The sequence below is a fragment of the Marivita sp. genome, assembly GCF_051859345.1.
Classification (GTDB): Bacteria; Pseudomonadota; Alphaproteobacteria; order Rhodobacterales; family Rhodobacteraceae; genus Marivita.
In genome coordinates, this window is sequence record NZ_JBHYFV010000038.1 from 1 (window position 1) to 18466 (window position 18466).

General features: G+C 57.7%; 14 protein-coding genes and 1 pseudogene. 9 read left to right on the forward strand and 6 right to left on the reverse strand.

All coding sequences use genetic code 11. From position 1 onward, the window contains the following. Window positions 1–680 precede the first annotated feature (680 nt). Window positions 681–2426: a dihydroxy-acid dehydratase gene (locus ACTIEN_RS18145; protein ID WP_439524565.1), complete on the reverse strand. Its 1746-nt coding sequence runs from the start codon at window positions 2424–2426 to the stop codon at window positions 681–683. 605 nt (window positions 2427–3031) lie between these two features. On the opposite strand from ACTIEN_RS18145, the gene ACTIEN_RS18150 reads away from it, so the two are divergent. Then, the gene (locus ACTIEN_RS18150) at window positions 3032–4057 is read left to right on the forward strand and encodes a Gfo/Idh/MocA family protein (RefSeq protein ID WP_439524566.1); all 1026 of its coding nucleotides are present in this window, start codon (window positions 3032–3034) and stop codon (window positions 4055–4057) included. Here ACTIEN_RS18150 and ACTIEN_RS18155 read toward each other — a convergent pair. Further along, window positions 3984–4685 carry a GntR family transcriptional regulator gene (locus ACTIEN_RS18155; RefSeq protein ID WP_439524567.1) on the reverse strand — a complete coding sequence of 234 codons (702 nt, stop codon included), beginning with the start codon at window positions 4683–4685 and terminating at the stop codon, window positions 3984–3986. The genes ACTIEN_RS18150 and ACTIEN_RS18155 overlap by 74 nt on opposite strands. Window positions 4686–5153: 468 nt before the next feature. Between ACTIEN_RS18155 and ACTIEN_RS18160 the strand changes: the two genes are divergently transcribed. Next, a complete protein-coding gene (locus tag ACTIEN_RS18160; RefSeq protein ID WP_439524568.1) occupies window positions 5154–6032 on the forward strand; it encodes a polysaccharide deacetylase family protein in 879 nt (292 codons plus the stop codon). A gap of 515 nt (window positions 6033–6547) precedes the next feature. On the opposite strand, the gene ACTIEN_RS18165 is transcribed toward ACTIEN_RS18160, so the two are convergent. Genes ACTIEN_RS18165 through ACTIEN_RS18175 form a run of 3 tightly spaced genes read right to left on the reverse strand, consistent with a single transcriptional unit; the run spans window position 6548 to window position 9489 of the window. Then, window positions 6548–7855 (reverse strand): TRAP transporter large permease, encoded by a 1308-nt coding sequence (locus tag ACTIEN_RS18165; RefSeq protein WP_439524569.1) that lies wholly within the window; start codon window positions 7853–7855, stop codon window positions 6548–6550. Beyond that, window positions 7852–8430 (reverse strand): TRAP transporter small permease subunit, encoded by a 579-nt coding sequence (locus ACTIEN_RS18170; protein ID WP_439524570.1) that lies wholly within the window; start codon window positions 8428–8430, stop codon window positions 7852–7854. Before ACTIEN_RS18170 ends, ACTIEN_RS18165 begins: the two co-directional genes overlap by 4 nt. Before the next feature lie 21 nt (window positions 8431–8451). Beyond that, the gene (locus ACTIEN_RS18175) at window positions 8452–9489 is read right to left on the reverse strand and encodes a TRAP transporter substrate-binding protein (RefSeq protein ID WP_439524571.1); all 1038 of its coding nucleotides are present in this window, start codon (window positions 9487–9489) and stop codon (window positions 8452–8454) included. 172 nt (window positions 9490–9661) lie between these two features. On the opposite strand from ACTIEN_RS18175, the gene ACTIEN_RS18180 reads away from it, so the two are divergent. Then, on the forward strand, window positions 9662–10339 hold the full coding sequence (locus ACTIEN_RS18180) for a GntR family transcriptional regulator (RefSeq protein WP_439524572.1): 678 nt from the start codon (window positions 9662–9664) through the stop codon (window positions 10337–10339). Between the two features lie 244 nt (window positions 10340–10583). Then, window positions 10584–10726, forward strand: a pseudogene (locus ACTIEN_RS18185) (IS5/IS1182 family transposase); the annotation flags it as partial. Window positions 10727–10895: 169 nt separating this feature from the next. Here ACTIEN_RS18185 and ACTIEN_RS18190 read toward each other — a convergent pair. After that, window positions 10896–12557 (reverse strand): alpha/beta hydrolase fold domain-containing protein, encoded by a 1662-nt coding sequence (locus tag ACTIEN_RS18190; RefSeq protein ID WP_439524573.1) that lies wholly within the window; start codon window positions 12555–12557, stop codon window positions 10896–10898. Between the two features lie 182 nt (window positions 12558–12739). On the opposite strand from ACTIEN_RS18190, the gene ACTIEN_RS18195 reads away from it, so the two are divergent. From ACTIEN_RS18195 to ACTIEN_RS18215, 5 genes are all read left to right on the forward strand, one after another. Beyond that, the gene (locus ACTIEN_RS18195) at window positions 12740–13618 is read left to right on the forward strand and encodes a shikimate dehydrogenase (RefSeq protein WP_439524574.1); all 879 of its coding nucleotides are present in this window, start codon (window positions 12740–12742) and stop codon (window positions 13616–13618) included. Window positions 13619–13662: 44 nt separating this feature from the next. Next, the gene (gene dctP / locus ACTIEN_RS18200) at window positions 13663–14649 is read left to right on the forward strand and encodes a TRAP transporter substrate-binding protein DctP (protein ID WP_439524575.1); all 987 of its coding nucleotides are present in this window, start codon (window positions 13663–13665) and stop codon (window positions 14647–14649) included. Window positions 14650–14733: 84 nt separating this feature from the next. Then, window positions 14734–15255, forward strand: coding sequence for a TRAP transporter small permease (locus tag ACTIEN_RS18205; RefSeq protein WP_439524576.1), 522 nt, complete (start codon window positions 14734–14736; stop codon window positions 15253–15255). Beyond that, window positions 15248–16543, forward strand: a complete 1296-nt coding sequence (locus ACTIEN_RS18210; RefSeq protein ID WP_439524577.1) for a TRAP transporter large permease — start codon at window positions 15248–15250, stop codon at window positions 16541–16543. Before ACTIEN_RS18205 ends, ACTIEN_RS18210 begins: the two co-directional genes overlap by 8 nt. A gap of 6 nt (window positions 16544–16549) precedes the next feature. Further along, window positions 16550–18439 (forward strand): bifunctional sugar phosphate isomerase/epimerase/4-hydroxyphenylpyruvate dioxygenase family protein, encoded by a 1890-nt coding sequence (locus tag ACTIEN_RS18215; RefSeq protein WP_439524578.1) that lies wholly within the window; start codon window positions 16550–16552, stop codon window positions 18437–18439. Window positions 18440–18466: the final 27 nt, after the last annotated feature.

Here is an 18466-nt window from a genome sequence, read left to right on the forward strand (position 1 = left end):
ACCGTGAGGTCACAGCCGGATTCCGAAGCGCTTGTGGATCTGGGTGTTACATAGCCTTTAATTGGATTCTGCCTCAATCTGTATGGCGCAACTATCCTGAAACTGGAAAATTCGCGAGGGATAGTCGTGAGTTCGAAAAAGCACTGATCACCTGAAAGCGATGTTTCGATTCAAAGCGTTCAGCGAAGTGATCCCGGCGGGAGGCTTGTATCCGGCACCTCCAGGCATCAGCACACAGACTGTGGTTTGCATTCACGCCGACGTCACGGATGGCGACATCGGCGGCTGAAGGATTTGCCGGCTGATCTGCCCCTCGCGGAGCCCTAAAATTGGTCAAGCGCTCGACGCGTTTCTGCCAGGCCTCATGGTCGTTCCAACAATCGGCCTTCAACCGACCACGCGCGCCTCGCGATACACGCTACAAATGGAACTACACTTTCGGGGCAGCTTGCCCGGCACGCGGCACGGTCGCTGGGCTAATCCTGCATTACGTCAACGCAGAAGCCAGGGGTTGGATCTAGAATTGCAAAGGTGGACGCGCCCCGGGGCCCAGCATTTCTTGCTTCGGTGGGATCCTGTTGCGTCCTCACCAGTCTATCCCACGCCGCTCAAGGCGCGAGGTTCTTGAGATTTCCCTAAAGTCGACGCGCGACTGATGGATGCCAGCTTTAGCAAGACGGTCAGACAAGGCCTTCAGTGTTGATTCCACCAAGAGGTGACCCGGGTTTTCCATCGTCGGGCTCATAGGTTAAGAAAGCGAAGTCGCAGCCAAATTCGGCCTGCTGGACCGTGTCGGCGAACAACCGAGCATAGCCTCGGCGGGGCGGTTCCGGTGCCACCCAATCGGCGCGGCGGCGATCCAGCTCGGCATCGTCCACGAGTAGATCGAGAGTCCGCTCTTCGACATTGAGACGTATTCTATCTCCATCACGAACCAGCGCCAGTGGACCGCCGACGGCCGCCTCGGGCGAAGCGTGAAGGACCACTGCGCCATAGGCTGTGCCAGACATCCGCGCATCCGAAATCCGAACCATGTCGCGCACACCGGTTCTTGCGAGCTTTCGCGGAATCGGGATCAGACCAGCTTCGGGCATTCCAGGAGCGCCCACCGGCCCAATATTACGCAAGACCAGAACGTGGTTCTCTGTGACCTCCAGATCGGGGTGATCAATGCGCGCGTCCAGATCCGCGAGCCCGTCGAAAACCAGCGCCGGTCCCTCGTGCGCCTTCAGGTCCTTCGACATCGCTGCTTGCTTTATGATTGCTCCTCCGGGGACCAGGCTGCCACGCAGTACGGCAATTGCACCGCCCTCTGTCACGGGCCGGTTTCGATTGCGGATGACCTCTGTGTCGCACCACGCTGGCCAGTCATCCAACACGTCTTCCCATGTTCGGCCGTCGGCAGCAGGTGTCTTGGTATCGAACAGGTTTGCGGCGGCAAGTTCACGCAACAATGCGGGAAGCCCGCCAGCTGCGTGAAAATCCTGCATGTAAAGCCGACCGACTGGTTTCAGGTCGGCCAAGATCGGCGTGCGCCGTCCGAGTGCGTCCAGTTCGTCAAGATCCAACCTAAGCCCCAGCCGGCCCGCCATAGCTGCAAGATGTATCGTAGCATTGGTTGATCCGCCGAGTGCTTGTAGCACTGTGCAGGCATTGCGAAGGCTTGCCTCTGTCACGATGTCTTGCGGTTTGGGCGCGCCTTTCCTGGCCATTTCGACCGCGCGACGGCCGGATTGCTCGGCGTGGCGAAGGCGTTCGGAATGCACGGCCGGAATGCTCGCACCGCCAGGAAGCATGAAGCCAAGCACCTCCGACAGGCAAGCCATCGTGCTGGCGGTTCCCATTACCATGCAGGTGCCCTGTGACGCCATGAGTTGCGTCTGTGCCGCATGCAGTTCGTCTGTGGTCATTGATCCGGCGCGGTGTTCCACCCAAAGTCGACGACAATCGGTGCAGGCGCCCAGCCGTTCGCCTTGGTGAGAGCCGGTCAGCATTGGGCCGACGGCGACTGACAATGTGGGAACGTTGGCGCTGATTGCACCCATGAGTTGGGCCGGAATTGTCTTGTCACAGCCGCCTATCAGGACCGAGGAGTCCAGCGGTAGCGCCTTGAGCATCTCCTCCGTGTCCATTGACATGAGATTGCGCAGGAACATCGAAGTTGGGTGGGCAAAGCTCTCGTGCAACGAGATGGTCGGAAAGACCATTGGCAACCCGCCGGCCATCATGACGCCACGCGAAATTGCCTCGACAAGTTGGGGCGAGGTAGCGTGACAGGGATTGAAGTCCGAGCCAGTATCGCAGATCGCTACCACGGGTTTGTCCAGTGCATCAGGGCCGAAACCCTTGGCCATCAGAAAACTGTTCCGCAGGAACTGGGCAAATCCGTCGTCGCCGTAGGCCGTCAGCCTACTGGCGAATCCCATTTTTCTGTCTTCGTTCATGTTGCCGTCGTTTCAGACATGAACGGATCGGCATGAGCCAGGCCAGCGTTCACTGACATCTGCGTCAGGGGTGGACGCTTTCGGGCCCAGCCTGGCCTGCCATAGCGTTCACCGCGTACAGCCTTGCAAAAGTACGGAGGCCGCAGCAACACAGCGGTGCAGCTGTCGTTCGAGGCCTTGGCACTTAAGGCAACAACGTCGCCGACTGCACAGGTGCCCGTACCAAGCATGATCTTTTCCGCTGGGATACCCCCGTCGAGCGGCGCATCCAGAATTGCAAGACGTTCATTCAGGGTATGACTGTTGGCCTCGCTTGTGATCCTCAGTGGTGCGATACTGTTGGCGTCGTTTGCCAGCAATGAACGACAATGATGCAACAGGGCGGGCGTGTCGACGCGCAAGTCAGCGTCGAACGGAGTCGCTGCTCGCGGCCATAATCCTGTGCATTGCATGTTAGGGATCCTTCATCTTTCCATTATCTCAAAACTGGGCAAGCGCTTCAAGTTTGTCAACAAAAATGAACTAAATCTTCCCTTATTTCCTATAATACCGTATTTTTGCCGAATATAGAAGAAGGATTGTTGTCAATGAGACCTATCAGGATCGCGCTTGTAGGGGCCGGCTGGGTCACCGAGCATCACCTCGCCGCCTATCGTGAAATGGGAAATGCCGTGGCGGTAGAGGCGATCGCCGACCCTGACACCAAAGTCTTGGCAGAACGCGCAAACCGATGGGGTGTCCCACAGAAATTTGCCTCTGAAGCAGAAATGCTGGCCTCGGTCGATGTCGACGCCGTTGATGTGGCCAACCCGCGTCAACACCATACCAATTCGATCCGGCTTGCAGCGCGCAAGGGGCTTGCGGTTATCTGTCAGAAACCGCTCGCGCCAACACTGCAGGAGGCGCGCGATTTGGTCGACGAACTGGCGCCTGACGTCCGCCTGATGGTGCACGAGAACTGGCGGTACCGTCCTCACTACCTAAAGATGCGTAACTGGATCGAAGAGGGCCGTATCGGAAGTGTCCGGCAGGTTCTGATGCTGGCGCGGACCTCGGGGATGATACAGAATTCCGACGGCCAGTTTCCAGCGCTGCAACGCCAGCCAATGCTCGCCGATCTCGACCGGATGTTGCTGATGGAGGTCATGATTCACCATGTCGATGCCTTGCGCTCGGTCTTGGGGGATATGACGTTGCTGGGAGCCGTATCAGGAACAGATTCGGCCGTTGTGCGCGGAGAGGACCGGGCTAGTCTTTTGTTCTCGGCGAACGGTGCGGCAGTGTCGGTCATCGGGGATTTTCGGACGCACGGCGCTCCGGGCGGCCTTCAGGATGAACTGCACATCCAAGGGACTTTGGGCGGTATTACTCTGTTCAAGGATCAGCTGAGACTGCTTTCCGGCAATCGCATCGTGAAGGAGGAACAGGTCGACCTGGTCGCAGATTACTCTGCGTCTTATTACGGCATGATTGCTCATTTCCTGGACGCGGTACTCAAAGGCGATCCAGCAACTTTCCGCAAACAGGTTGAGGATAACCTCAAGACTCTCGAATTGATCGAGCAGGCCTATGCGTTTTCGGAGCCTCAACCTCCTCGGCCTCAAGTAGAGTAAGGTAGTGCTTTGCGCTGGGTCGCAAGTGTTGAACGCAGAGTTCGGAAAGCGCCCAAGAATCACTGCCGCGCAAGAGGTTGATCATGGCCCTATGTTCGTCCCTTGCTGCAAGCAGTCGTTCGGTGTTGCTCATGTCTGCTGCTCGGATGACATAAGTCATATCCATTGAGCGCTTCAGCAGATCGACAAGATACGGATTATTGCACAACGCGAACAATCCCACGTGAAAAGCGTCGTTCGTTGCGTGAATACCAGATAACGAGTGACGCTCGATCGCGGACTCGTAATCGTCCTGCAACGTCTGCACCATCGCAATATCGTCGGCGCTTGCGGGCAGCTTGATTTTGAGCGCAGCTTGCCGCGTCAGCATTTCGCGCACATCGTAGAGTTGACGGACTTGGTCGGCAGAATAGGCGCGCACATGAGCGCCTTTGTTGCGCTCCCGCGTGACAATTCCTGAACGTTCAAGGATCATCAGCGCCGATCGTACATGATGGCGTGATGCGTTTTTGTCGCGGGCGATGGTCTCTTCACGAAGACGTTCACCCGGTCCGAGACGCCCAAAAATGATATCGAGTTCAATCGCGCTTGCGACCGTCTCTTCCTCGCTGAGCAAATCCTTGGTCATGGTTTGTTTCTCCGTGAACAATGTAGCCCGTGGGATGTTCTGTAGACAAGCGCAGTCGCTGCATGCTGCAGAAATCGAGATCGTTCAAGCTTCCCGCTGACTGTTTATGCCGGTATTTCCCAATTAACTTGTCGATTTCACACCTCAGATAGCCAGATGATGTGGAACATCTGGCGCTCGCTCGGGGTCGATCCGACAGGTCGTCGTGGGTCGGGCCGTCGCCAACAAGGCTGCCTCTGTGAGCCAGACGAGACTCTTCGAGACCGAGGAGCTGACGGCGGCTGACAATCGTGCTGCACAGTCTGACGCGGCTGGTCATTGGAGCGATCGGTTTCATGCTGCAACGCCATGCCTAGACATGTGCACAGTGTATCCAAAAGGCTTGATCGGTGCGCAATCGGGCGTCAACATGCCCAAGACAGCGTTCTAGTCGGGAAATGTCGGAAGAAACTGTGTGAAGGGAAGACAATGTCAGACGAAGGACATGCTTTGGAAATAGGTCTGATGCCTTCCGGTTTTTGCTGGCCAGAAGGCAAGCGGATCGCTGTAGTGTTCAACGTCGCCTACGAGATGTGGTCAGACGGCGTTGCGTCGGGCGTCGGGCCGATGGGCAATGTTCTTGCTGACGGTATATTCGACCCGAATGCCGACTCATACGGCCGCTACAATGCCGCCGTCGGCAGCCGGCGGCTTCTGGACATTCTTGAACGACACGGGATTTCTGGCAGCGTTCTGACCTCGGGCAAGGTAGCTGAACATCAGCCGCAAATGGTAAAGGCGATCGCGCAGGCGGGCCACGACGTTGTTGCCCATTCCTACGCGCAGGACTTGCTTGGGCCGACACTGACACCTGATCAGGACAGCGACTCCATCGACCGCAGCACAGCCCTCATCGAAGCGGCGACGGGCGTGCGCCCATATGGTTGGGTTAGCCCGCGCGTAACCTCGACGATTGAAAGCCAGCAGCGGCTGGTCCGCGCAGGTTACCGGTGGCATGGCGACGCACTGGACCAAGACCTCCCCTACATGCAGCGTTTCCCAGAGGGCGAGATCCTCGCGATTCCAATGTCGGTGGAGTTCAACGACCTGTCACACGCCATGCGGTTCGGACGCACGCCGGGCCAGTTCGTAGACCTGTTCGCCGAGGCGCTCGACGGTATTAAGTCTGCGCCCGCAGAGACCATTATTCTTGACATTTTCGCGCACGGGCATTGCTACGGCCGCCCCGCTGCCGCTTGGGCCATAGATAAGATTGCAGCGCTTTGCGTTCTTGAGGAAGGCGTTTGGATCACGACCCGCTCACAGATCGCGGAACATTGTATCTTGCAGATGAACGTCGCCGCGTAACGCGGCAGTCCTTGAAGTCAATTTGCCTTTGACCCTTATTTGAGAGCACTCTGCAGCACATCGCACAAGCGCGCTCAATCTCAAGATGCAGTCCCGCGTTCCGTCCAGCAGGATCCTCGACACCAAGCAGCGGCCATTTGATCGGATCGATGTGGGCACCCGAGAGTGGGCAAAACATGGTGGTCAAGCGGCCACATTCTAGACGGTCAGCCTAGGGTCAAGGACAGCAGCCCGCGTTCCTAGGCAGTGTTTCGGCAGGACGCTTGAAGAGTAGTGGCCACCCTGCAACTGCCTCAACAAGGTCTTCGCGTCGTCCCGCAGCATTTTCGAAGGGTGAAGGTCGGCAGAGCGGACACAGTGCGCCCTCACTGCATCTGCGCCAACGACCGCTCCTGTTTGAAAGGCAAAGACGGACGGTCCGCCGGTTTCTCTAACACATGAGTATTGGCGCAATATTCTATTGAGCCAGTCTTTTCAGCGGATGCACAGAACGGCTTTCGGCCAACATTTTACCTTTACCGAAGGGAGTTGGGCAGCCAAGTAACAATTTCGGGCCAGACAGTGATCAATACAACCAGCGAAAGAATACCAACAAAGAATGGCAACACACCCTGAATGACCTCGACAATGCTGCCACGATTGCGGACGCCTTGCACGATATAGAGGTTCATGCCGACTGGCGGCGTCAGCAGGGCCAACTCACACATGATGACAAGAAAGACGCCGAACCAGACCGGATCATATCCGATTGCGACGACAACGGGGAACAGTACGGGGATTGTTGTGATCATCATGGCAAGCGCGTCAAGAAAGCAGCCCAAGATAAGATAAAGAAGCACCAAATAAAGGATCAACGTGATGGGCTGCACCTCTAGAGAGGTGATAAAGCCTGCGACCTGATCGGGAATTCCCAGTACGCCCATTGAAAAGTTGAGGAAGAATGCGCCGACCAGCACCAGCAGGATCATCGCCGTAATCCGTACGGTCGCCAACAGGCTGTCATGCAGCATCGTGAAGTTGAGCTTGCCGTAATATGCCGCAAGGCCCAATGAGGCGACAACACCAACAGCTGCGGCTTCGGTTGGCGTGGCCCAGCCACCGTAAATGCTGCCAATGATCGTGACGAAAATCACCGACGGACCGATCAGGTCTATCAGCCGGGACCAGCGACCCGCCCGGTCAATGGTGACGCCTTGGGCCGATCCCGTGATTGCAGGCCAAATGGCGGCGCTGATCGCGATAATGACAAAGAACGACAAAGCCAACATTAGACCCGGAATAATACCGGCCAGAAACAGATCGCCAATGGAGGTATCGGTTATGGCACCATAGATGATAAAATTGATAGAGGGCGGGATCAGGATGCCAAGCGTCGCGCCACTAGCGATGGAGCCCGCAACCCAGCGTTCATCGTATCGTTGCTCTCGAAAAGTTGGCAAAGCGACAGTGCTGATCGTGGCTGCGGTGGCCACCGAAGACCCCGAGATCGCCGAAAACATCGTGGACGCAGCGATGTTGGAATGCAAAAGCTTGCCTGGCAACCATTGCACCCAATCGGTGAGCGAACGGTACATGCGCTCGGCGATCTGTGATTTTACGAGGATTTCGCCCATTAGAATATAGAGTGGGATGGCTGTCAGAACAAAGCTATTCATCTTGCCCCACATCAGGTTGCCGACGGAGTTCAGCATCATGGGGCCAATTCCCCAGACAACACCAATCAGGGCGGTGACAACCATAACGGCTGCGACGTGCAGGCCAATCATAAGAAGGCCCAGAACGCATAAAAAGCCGAATGCGATAACGCCGATACTGACCATCATTTGTCCTTTCGGGTCGGATCAATCGAGATACCAGCGGCATCCAGTTCCTGTTGTTCGGACGATTGCGCCTTCATTTCGGCATCGATGCCGCGTGTGTCTCCGCGCGCCAGCAAGACCGCACAGCGGAAGACAACAACAAATGAAAGAACGACGAACAGCACGAGCCCAATGACCCAAAGGGTCTGTGGAATCCAAAGTGGTGTTTGCAGCGGCGTTGTCGCCGTTGACCCTAGGCGAATAGACTGCCGTAACGTTCTGATCCCGAACCATAGCATGCCGGAGGCGACGCCAAGCATCACAAGTGCGGCCAACATATGCAGGCCTGCCAAGGCGGCGCCGGGCAGGCGTTTGATCACCAGATCAATGCGCGTGTGTGCGTGTGTGATCACGGCATAACCAAAGCCAATTGTCGCAGTGATCGCCAACGCATAGCCCCCCAGTTCATCCACCCCCTGCAGTGAATGATTGAAGATCTTGCGCGACACGATTTCAATTGCAGTAACAATAGCTTGCGCCAAGAGAACGTACCCCGCAGCAAGTGCGATGGGCCGCGCGATACGTTCTTCCAGTCTCATTTCTTCACCTATCTTGTTCGCTTAGTTGAGAACGGCAGTAATGCCACGAGCGGCACCGACGGTGTCGTTCCAGATATCGACACATCCGGGATACGTCGCTTCGCAACGCGCGGCCCAGTCCGGAAGGACGACATCGGTCGCCGCGGCTTTGACGCGTTCAAGGTCGGCGGCAGTCACGTCGACAAGTTCCATCGAAAAAGCGTTGTGTTCGCTGCAGCTTGCGCCGCCCGTGTTGCAGGTGATCGCGTCGTCGTTGATGGTGCTGGCAAGCGCCCACTGCGCCTCTTCAAGCTCTGCATAGGCCGCTGAAACGGTCGCCTGTTCTTCGGCAGTGAGGCTGTTCCACCAACCCAGGTTGGCGAAAATACCCTGCACAGACCCCGATACCGACAGCGGGATCTGGTGGGTTGTGACTTCTGGCCAATTGCCAGAGTTGCCCGACGTGGGCGAGGTGACGCCACAGTCGGCCACGCCACGCTGAAGCGCGGGGTAAACCTCACCAAAGTTCAGTGTCACCGGGCTTGCTCCTAAGGATTCTAGCAGAGCTGACATCGATGGAGTGAAGCTGCGGATTTTCAGTGATGCCAGATCGTCGACGCTCGCCACGTCTGCATTGCAGTAGAACACCTGCGGACCAAACGGCCAAAGTGCCAGCACTTTTGCATCGAACCGGTCTGCCAAGCGTTCATCAAATGGCGTACGATAGGCATCAACAGCGGCTTTCAGGCTCTCCATATCAGTTGAAACACCGATGAGGTCCAGCCCTTCAAAAAAAGCATCATCGCGTGCTGCCGTCCCGATTTGGACGGAGACAACATTGAACGTGTTGTCGGACACAAGGCGAAGACCATCCGCAGTGCTCAGCCCCAGGCCTTCATAGTTGTTGTATTGAACTGTAAAGCCGCTGTTGTTCAGCGCTTCGATGGCCGCAGCTTCGTTCGGATATTGCTTGGCGGTGGGCAGGATCTGCGTCAGGATCCGCGCCGATGTATCAGCGCTTGCTGCTCCGGCAAGTGCCACAGCAACACCAAAGGCAAGATTGCCTATCATTCGTCTCATACTTACATTCCTTTCAGTGATCGTAGAATTGCATGCAATATGATTACACAATTGTCATAGCAATCAACTCTGCATTTTGCGAACATGAAAAAAACCGAGCTTCTGCGCGCGCAATTCATGCAATGTGAGCAGAAAACAAGCAGTTCAGAAATTTGGAGGAATCACGGCGGAAATGACCAAAATTGATCAAATTCAAAGACTTCCCCTCCATTCCCAGGTTGCGGGGGTTCTCCGTGATCAAATTGTGGGCGGTGACCTGAAACCGCTGGAGCGCCTGAATGAGATCGCATTGTGCGAATCACTCGGTATATCTCGGACACCCCTGCGTGAGGCCATGAAGCTCCTTGAGCTTGAGGGCCTGGTTACCATTCAACCCCACAAGGGAGCTATGGTGTCTGAGATCAGCCTGTTGGACATCGAAGAAATTTTCGACCTTCTTGCGCCATTGGAAGCACTTGGCGTGCGTCTGGCGATGAAACGCATGACGGAGGTCGAGCGTCAGCAAACAGTCGATCTCCACAACCGCATGATTGCTTGCTACCGCGCGGAGGACCGGGAAGGCTGTTTTCAGAACGACTATACCTTCCATCGCAACTTGATCGAATTTGCGCGCCATGATGTTCTAAAATCAACTTATACGGCGTTGACCAACAGGTCACAAAGAGGCCGCTATCTTGCACCACGATTTTCGCAGTCTCGGTTGGACAATGCGATGGCCGCACACGAGGCGCTGATCGATGCATTCAAATCCGATGACCAAGATGCGGCCAGTGAAATTATGCACCAGCATGTGTCCAAAACCGGTGAGACAGTTTTGGAAACTCTGAGGCTTGGTAAGATCGGGGTATAGGAATAGCGCAGTCGCGAGAATTCTGTGACCTATGCGCTCTGCCGTGGAGCTGGCTATTGCGACATTGGAAAACAGGCGGCTTTTGTCGGCGTCAGTTTATTCATTGGTCAATGCAAGCAGACATGAACCACCAGTCACCGCCGCCATAAACGGCCGTTTTTTTCCGCAAGGCGGGTTAACCGGCATTGTTGTACAAAACGGGTCAGGGATCCACTGTGTGAATCCAGCGTGATCGCTGAGGGGCATGAGCAGTTACTCCCCTACGAAGTTCAAGACCAGGAACTGGCCTTCGTACAACACCGCGCTGAAGCAACGCGGTTCACTTTCGATATGGTTTTATCCTGAGATGGTCTGGAAACCCCAACCGGGGGCAAACGTGGTCGTCAGTGCCAAATCGAGTCATCTGAAGCCCGATCCACCAGATGCCGGGACTGAACACCTAAGTGCTTCGCACGTTATCGATCACTGTCCTGATCCGGCTCAACGGCCGCGCCTGCCGCATTGTTGTACTTCTGGTGACGTTGACCAGAAAAACTAGTGGCAAGACGTCATCAGGTCATGTGGCCTGAGCCTGATTTACGGTCTTGTCGAGCCACGCTGCCATTTCTCTTAGCCGGGTTTCCGCCTCGGGGCAGTACTCCATTGAGCGCAGGTAACCGTGTATGAGGCCCTCGCCTGGTTCTCTCGTGACTGGGACACCAGCATTTATCATGGCCTCGGCATAGGCATTGCCGGAATCGCGTAGCGGGTCGTTCTGCGCCACGGCCACATAGGCAGGCGGCAAGCCGGCATGGCTTTCTGCGGCCAGGGGCGAGACGCGGGGATCGGTGTTGAGTTGCTCGACATCCGCACAATAGAGCGCGTTTGTTGCCGCCATCGCAGCAACCTTCAGCAGAGGCCCCTCTGCGTTTTCGGTGTAGGAGGGGCGTGACCGGTCAAAGTCGCAGGCCGGGTAAATCAAAAGCTGTCCGGCAAGGGGAATCCCCTCATCGCGGGCTGTCAGCGCGACGGCGGCGGCCAGATTGCCTCCGGCACTGTCGCCGCCGATCGCGATGCGGGTGGGATCAATGCCGAGTTCGGCGGCCTTTTCATGTGCCCAGCGGGTTACGGCAAGGATCTGCAAGTAGCCTGCGGGGAAGGGGTGTTCCGGGGCAAGTGCATAGTCGACCGAAATCACCGTTTGCTTGTTCCAGGCGGCAATCCGGGCGGTAATGTCCCAATGTGTCTCGGGGCTGCCCTGCATCCAGGCGCCGCCATGCATGTAGATCAGCGCGGGCTGACTGCCGCCCGAGGCATGGCGGAAGATACGCACGCGCACGGGACCGCCGTCGCTATCGATCCAGTGTTCCTCGTCCGTTTCGACCTCAGGTGGTGTGGGCAGGCGCATGTCGCGAGCGATACTTTCGAAATGCACTCGGCGGTCGGCGGCCGTGGCCTCGGGCACTAGCGTGGCCCATTTCGCGTCCCACACCTCCAGGAACGGGAAAATATCTGGATTGATCATGCGTGCTTCCTCTCTTGCGCGTGGCATATCGGTTTCGGCGGACAGGCCCGGTTTCATTGCGATACCCAGGATCATGTCTCCAACTTGGCGGCGCAGCTTTTGCTGGCCCCGTTCCGTAAAAATGTCGTCTCCGAAAATGTGCGAGAAGGTCGCGCGGTTGGAGACGTTGAAGACCGAAGCCGCCGAGATGTGCCAATGCAGTTCAGGTGCCGAGAGCCCCCGGCGGAACAGCCCCATATCGACGCCGCGTTCGTAGATGTCTTCCAACAGAGAGATGGCCGAACTGTTTTGCCCCGAGATCGATTTGATCCGGGACATGTGCTCGCCGTCGTGAATGTTCTCGATCATCACCAGGCGAACGAAATCAGTGTCGTGGCGGTGGTGTTCGAATGTAAATTCAGCCAACTCCCGAAGTGCCGCGACGGGATGGAGTTTGCCGAGATCCAGCGCGTCTTCTTCGTGGCGCATACGGGTGTAGGCATCTTCCAGGACGGCTTGATACAGTGTCTCCTTGTCGGAGAAGTAGTAATAGATCATCCGTTTCGACGTGCGGGTGCGCCGGGCGATTTCGTCGATGCGGGCGCCCGAAAGCCCGTGGCGGGCGAAGACTTCTCGGGCGGCCTGAAGAATGTTGTCGCGCACAGCATCCGGATTCTGCTTCCACCCCCCGCGCTGCGATTCTCCGGACTTGCCTCTCTCGCCCGTCTCTCCCATGTTTTGCGTCCTCTCTCACCCGGTTCTACCCGCTTGTAACCTATTGGCCTGCCTGCGGGAAACCAAGGTAATCCTCCCATGCTACAGGACCATTTTTAACCGTGACGAACATAGTGTTGACTGAATTAACCACCTAGTCCATTGTCTCGTCAAGGGATGCGGCGCCTGGGAGGAGAACCGCAGTGACCAACACAATGGTGGCGATGGCAGGCGAAAGCCCGGCCCGCGCCTTGAAAATCGGACTTCTTGGAAGTGGTATCGCGGGGACGCGGACGCCGCGCATGCATGTTGCGGCAGCCAAGTCGGCGGGGCTTTCCTACGAATATCATCTGGTCGATTCTCAGGTGCGCAAGCTTCCCAAGGAGCCTGCCGAGATCCTGGCGTTGCTGGAAGCCGAGGGTTTTGATGGTCTGAACGTGACTTATCCTTACAAGCGCGCGGTGCTGCCGCTCATGGATGAACTCTCGCAAGCGGCCCGCAATGTGGGTGCGGTGAATACAGTTGTGCTACGCGACGGACGCCGTTCGGGTCACAACACTGATCATTGGGGATTCAGCGAAAGCCTGCGTCAAGGGCTGCCGGGCGCTCCGCGCGATCGGGTGCTCCTGCTGGGCGCCGGTGGGGCAGGTGGTGCCGTTGCGCATGCGCTGCTGGATGCAGGTGTAACGCGCCTTGCGGTTCGTGATGTGAATGATCAGGTTGCGGTCGAGTTGGTGGCCCTGCTGGACGAACATTACGGCCCGCATAGGGCTGAAGTTGTCACAGATGTAGACAAGGCTGCCAATCAGGCCCAAGGCATCATCAACGCCAGCCCTGTGGGGATGGAGAAGATGCCCGGATTGCCATTGCCAGAAGAGGCGATCCGCCCGGAACATTGGGTTGCTGACATCGTCTATTTCCCGTTGGAGACAGAGCTTCTGGCCACCGCGCGCGCCAAGGGCTGTGCTGTGCTGCCCGGATCGGGAATGGCACTTTACCAGGCTGTTCGAGCCTTCAAGCTTTTCACAGGTTGTGAACCAGACGTGGATCGGATGCGCGAGGCATTCGAATCCTTCACATGAGGGCGGTTCGCCGTCCTCTTTTGATGCGTAATAGGGAGGAACGCATGAGTATCATACACAAAGGAACCGCAAGCGCGCTGGTTTTGGCCCTGGCGGCCGGAATGAGCGCCAGTGCGGTCTCGGCCGAAACGGTCGAGATCATCTATTCGGATACCGTGCAAGAAAGTGACCGCCGCTCGACCCTTCTGAGGGAGAACTTCGGCGACTGTCTGGGCGAGGGGTTCGAGTTTTCCCCGTATTTCGGCGCGACGCTGTTCAAGCAGGGCACCGAGCTGACCGCCATGCAACGTGCCAACCTCGACATGGCGAACCTGGCGATCTTTGATTTCTACAATCAGGTGCCTTCTACCTCGATCCTGGGCACGGCCTACCTGTGGCGCGACTACGAGCACATGCGCGCGACCTTCAACAGTGACGTGCTGGACAGCCTGATCGACGAGATGGAAGACGCCACCGGCATCAAGGTGCTGGCCTGGCCCTATATCGGCACCCGCCACGTCAACATTCGCGGCGACCGCAAGGTCATGACACCCGCTGACCTCGACGGTATCAAGCTGCGCATGCCCGGCGGTGAGGGTTGGCAATTCGTTGGCGAGGCTCTTGGTGCCAACCCGACGCCACTGGCTTTCACCGAAGTCTACACCGCGTTGCAGACCGGTGCCATCGACGGCCAGGACAACCCGTTGACGGCAAACAAGCAGATGAAGTTCCACGAAGTGACGGACCAGATCATCCTGACAGGTCACCTGATCGCCTCGAACGTCTTCTCCATGTCCGAATCCAAGTGGGACAGCTTGGATGAGGCGCAGCAGGCCAAGGTGCAGGAATGCGCGATTTCGTTCCAGGATGCGATGGATGCCGACACGATCAGCCAGGAGTCTCAGCTGGTCGATTTCTTCAAGGGCGAAGGCCTGGAGGTTTACGAGCCGGACAAGGAAGCCTTCCGCACCCATGTGCTGGAGGTCTTCCAGAACTCGCGGTTTTCCGAGCTATGGCCGGATGGTGTGCTTGACGGCATCAACGGGCTTTGAACCATGCAACAGGGTTACCGGCGGGACAATGCCGCCGAACCTCTGAACTGACACGCCGTGCAAGGCAAGGGTAACAGGTTTGGAATGGAGCGTTTGAAGACACTCGCCGGATGGGGTGAACGCGGCGCCGAGGTCATCCTCGGGCTGATCCTCGGGTCGCTGTTCGTGAGCTTCCTGATCCAGATCGTGTTCCGCTATCTGCTGAACCTTCCACTGGGCTGGACGGTCGAGTTCGTCTCGATTGCCTGGCTCTGGGGAATTCTCTTTGGCTATGCTTTTGTGGTGCGCGAAAGCGACGTGATCCGGCTGGACATTATCTATGCGGCGCTACCCAGCTGGGGGCGTCGCGCGCTGGACGTCATCACCGGGACGATCTGCGCCGGCATCTTCCTTTGGACGCTGCCGCAAGTCTGGGGATACATCGACTTCATGTCGATCGAGAAGACCTCGTACATGAAGATCCGCTTCGACTATGTCTTCGCGATTTACGTCCCCTTTGCACTTTCCGTTGTCGTCCGCTGCGGCATTTCCATTTGGCGCGGGATCACCGGCACTGGTCCGTCATTCGAAACGCCCAAAACTGCTGGGACACATGACTATGAGTGATCCCTTTACAGTCTCGATTGTCCTGATCGCCTTTCTTGCCTTCGGCGGCCTGTCGATGGGACTGGCGATGATCTGCGGGTCTTCCGTCTACCTGATCATGCGGGGTTTCGATCCCTCGATCGCAGCGGAAACCCTGCTTCAAGGCTTGTTCAACAGCTACACGCTACTGGCGATTCCACTGTTCATTCTTGCCGCCGATATCATGAATATCGGCTCACTGGCGGACCGGCTGCTGCGTTTCAGTCAGGCCTTGGTCGGACGATTCAAGGGCGGGCTGGGTCACGTCAATGTGGTGTCTTCACTGATCTTTTCGGGCATGTCCGGCTCGGCCGTGGCCGATGCGGTCGGCATGGGCAAGATCATCATCAACATGATGACCAAGGACGGGAAGTATACCAAGTCCTACGCCGCCGCGATCACCGCAGCGTCGGCGACCATTGGCCCGATCATCCCGCCGTCGATCCCGATGGTTCTTTATGCGCTCGTGTCGGACCAGTCGGTTGGCTACCTCTTTGCCGCTGGCATGATGCCCGGCCTGCTGATGGGGGTGGTGCTGATGACCATGAACTTGATCATCGCCCACCGTCGCGGGTTCGATGTGGACGAGGCGATACCGCTGCGCGACATGCCGGGCGTCACCTTCCGCGCCATCCCTGCACTGCTGCTGCCGGTGATCCTGCTGGGCGGGATCTACGGCGGCATCATGACCCCGACCGAAGCCGCTGCCGTGGCGGCCTTTTATGCGCTGTCCATTTCGGTCGTGCTTTATCGTTCGGTCACTGCGGGGCAATTCTTCGAGACATTGCTGGCCTCGGCCCGATCAACCGCCACGGTTGGTATCCTGATCGCCGGTGCGCTGACCTTCCAGTATGTCATCACGCGGGAAAACGTGCCGGATCAGCTAGCCGTGTTCTTGGCCCAGTATGACCTGGGGCCAGTTGGGTTCCTGATCGCGATCAACATTCTCTTCATCGCTCTGGGCTGTATCCTGGAATCAGGCGCCATTCTGCTGATCATCGTGCCGATCTTCATCCCGACCGCGCAGGCGCTTGGCATTGACCTTGTCCACTTCGGTGTGGTCTGTGTGGTGAACGCGATGCTGGGCTTGATCACGCCGCCTTACGGGTTGTTGTTGTTCATCGTCTCGTCAATCACCAAACAGCCCCTCGGCCGCATCATTCGCGACCTGTTACCGTTCCTCTTCGCGCTTTTCGTGGCGCTTGGCGTGATCACCTTCGTGCCGGATTTCGTGCTCTGGCTGCCGCGTCTGCTGGGCTACGGAGGTTAAAGCGCCATGAAAACCTCGATTGCCACAGTCTGCATTGCAGGGGACCTTCGGGAAAAGCTCGCCGCCATCGCGGCGGCGGGTTTTGACGGCATCGAAATCTTTGAGCAGGATTTCATCACCTTCGATGCCTCTCCGCGTGAGGTCGGCGCGATGGTGCGGGACCACGGACTGGAGATCTCTCTGTTTCAGCCGTTCCGCGATTTTGAAGGCCTGCCTGTACCCGATAGGGGCCGCGCATTCGAGCGTATGGAGCGCAAGTTCGATCTGATGCAGGAGTTGGGCACAGACCTCGTTCTGGTCTGTTCTTCCGTTCATTCCAAAGCCCTTGGCGGTATCGATCGCATGTCGCAGGATTTCGCCGAATTGGGAGAGCGTGCCGCGACCCGCAACCTGCGCGTTGGCTATGAAGCGCTGGCCTGGGGGCGTCATGTCTGGGACCACCGCGATGCATGGGAGGTGGTGCGCCGTGCGAACCATCCGAATATCGGGCTGGTTGTCGACAGTTTCCATACGCTGGGGCGCAAACTGGATCCGAATTCGATCCGCGCCATTCCGGGGGACAAGATCTTCTTTGTCCAACTTGCCGATGCGCCGATGATCGAGATGGATCTGCTTTACTGGTCACGCCACCGCCGCAACATGCCGGGTCAGGGCGATCTGGACGTGACCGGCTTCATGCGCGCCGTGGCTGCCACCGGCTACGCAGGACCGATCAGCCTCGAGGTTTTCAACGACCAGTTCCGCGGTGGCAGCCCCAAGGCCATCGCGCGGGACGGACACCGCTCACTCATCTACCTAATGGATCAGGTCAGGCGCGCTGAGCCCGAGTTGCATGTCGACCTGCCCGATATTCCGCCCCGCGTGACGTCTGAAGGCGTCGCCTTCGTGGAATTCGCAGCTTCGGAAGCCGAAGCCGAAGGGTTGCGCAAGCTGCTTGGTTCGCTGGGATTTCGCCGGGCGGGCAAGCATATCTCGAAACAAGTCGAGGTCTGGCAGCAAGGCGCGATCCGCATCGTCCTGAATACCGACCAGGATGGCTTTGCCCACACCGCGCATATCGCACATGGGTTGAACATCTGTGATGTGGGTGTGCTGGTGGACAGCGCCGAGGATACGGTGTCCCGCGCCCGCGCTCTGGGAGCCACGCCCTTCAGCCAGTCTGTCGGACCGGGAGAAATGCAGATCCCAGCCATCCGTGGGGTTGGTTCGGGTCTGCTTCATTTCATCGACCGAAGCTCAGATCTCGGCAAGGTCTGGGAGATCGAGTTCGAGCCCGCGGAGGGCGGTGCCACCCATGAAGCCGGGCTGACTCGCATCGACCATATCGGCCAGACGATGAACTACGAAGAGATGCTGACCTGGTCGCTTTTCTATCTGTCGCTTTTCGAGACAAACAAGCAGGCCACGGTTGATGTGGTCGATCCCGGCGGGCTGGTGCGCAGCCAGGCGATCGAAAGCCCCGACGCGGCGCTGCGCGTTACGCTGAACGGGGCCGAAACTCATCGCACCTTCGCCGGACGTTTCATTGCCGACAGTTTCGGGTCTTCCGTGCAGCATGTGGCTTTTGCCACCGATGACATCTTTGTTTGCGTTGCGAAGATGCGCGAATGCGGGTTCGAGCCGCTGCCGATGCCCGAGAACTACTATGACGACCTTACCGCGCGATTGTCGCTGTCACCTGACTTCACAGACCGGCTGAAGGCCGATCACATCCTCTACGACGAGGACGCCTCCGGGTCTTTCTTCCAAGTCTACACTCGTTCGGTCGGGGATGGGATTTACCTGGAGATTTGCCAGCGCAAGGATGGCTACACCGGCTATGGAGCCGCCAATGCACCTTTCCGCATCGCCGCTCAGCGGCGCCTGTCGCGACCGTCCGGAATGCCCCGCGTATGACAGTTCCAAGCCCGGCCCAGAGGTCAA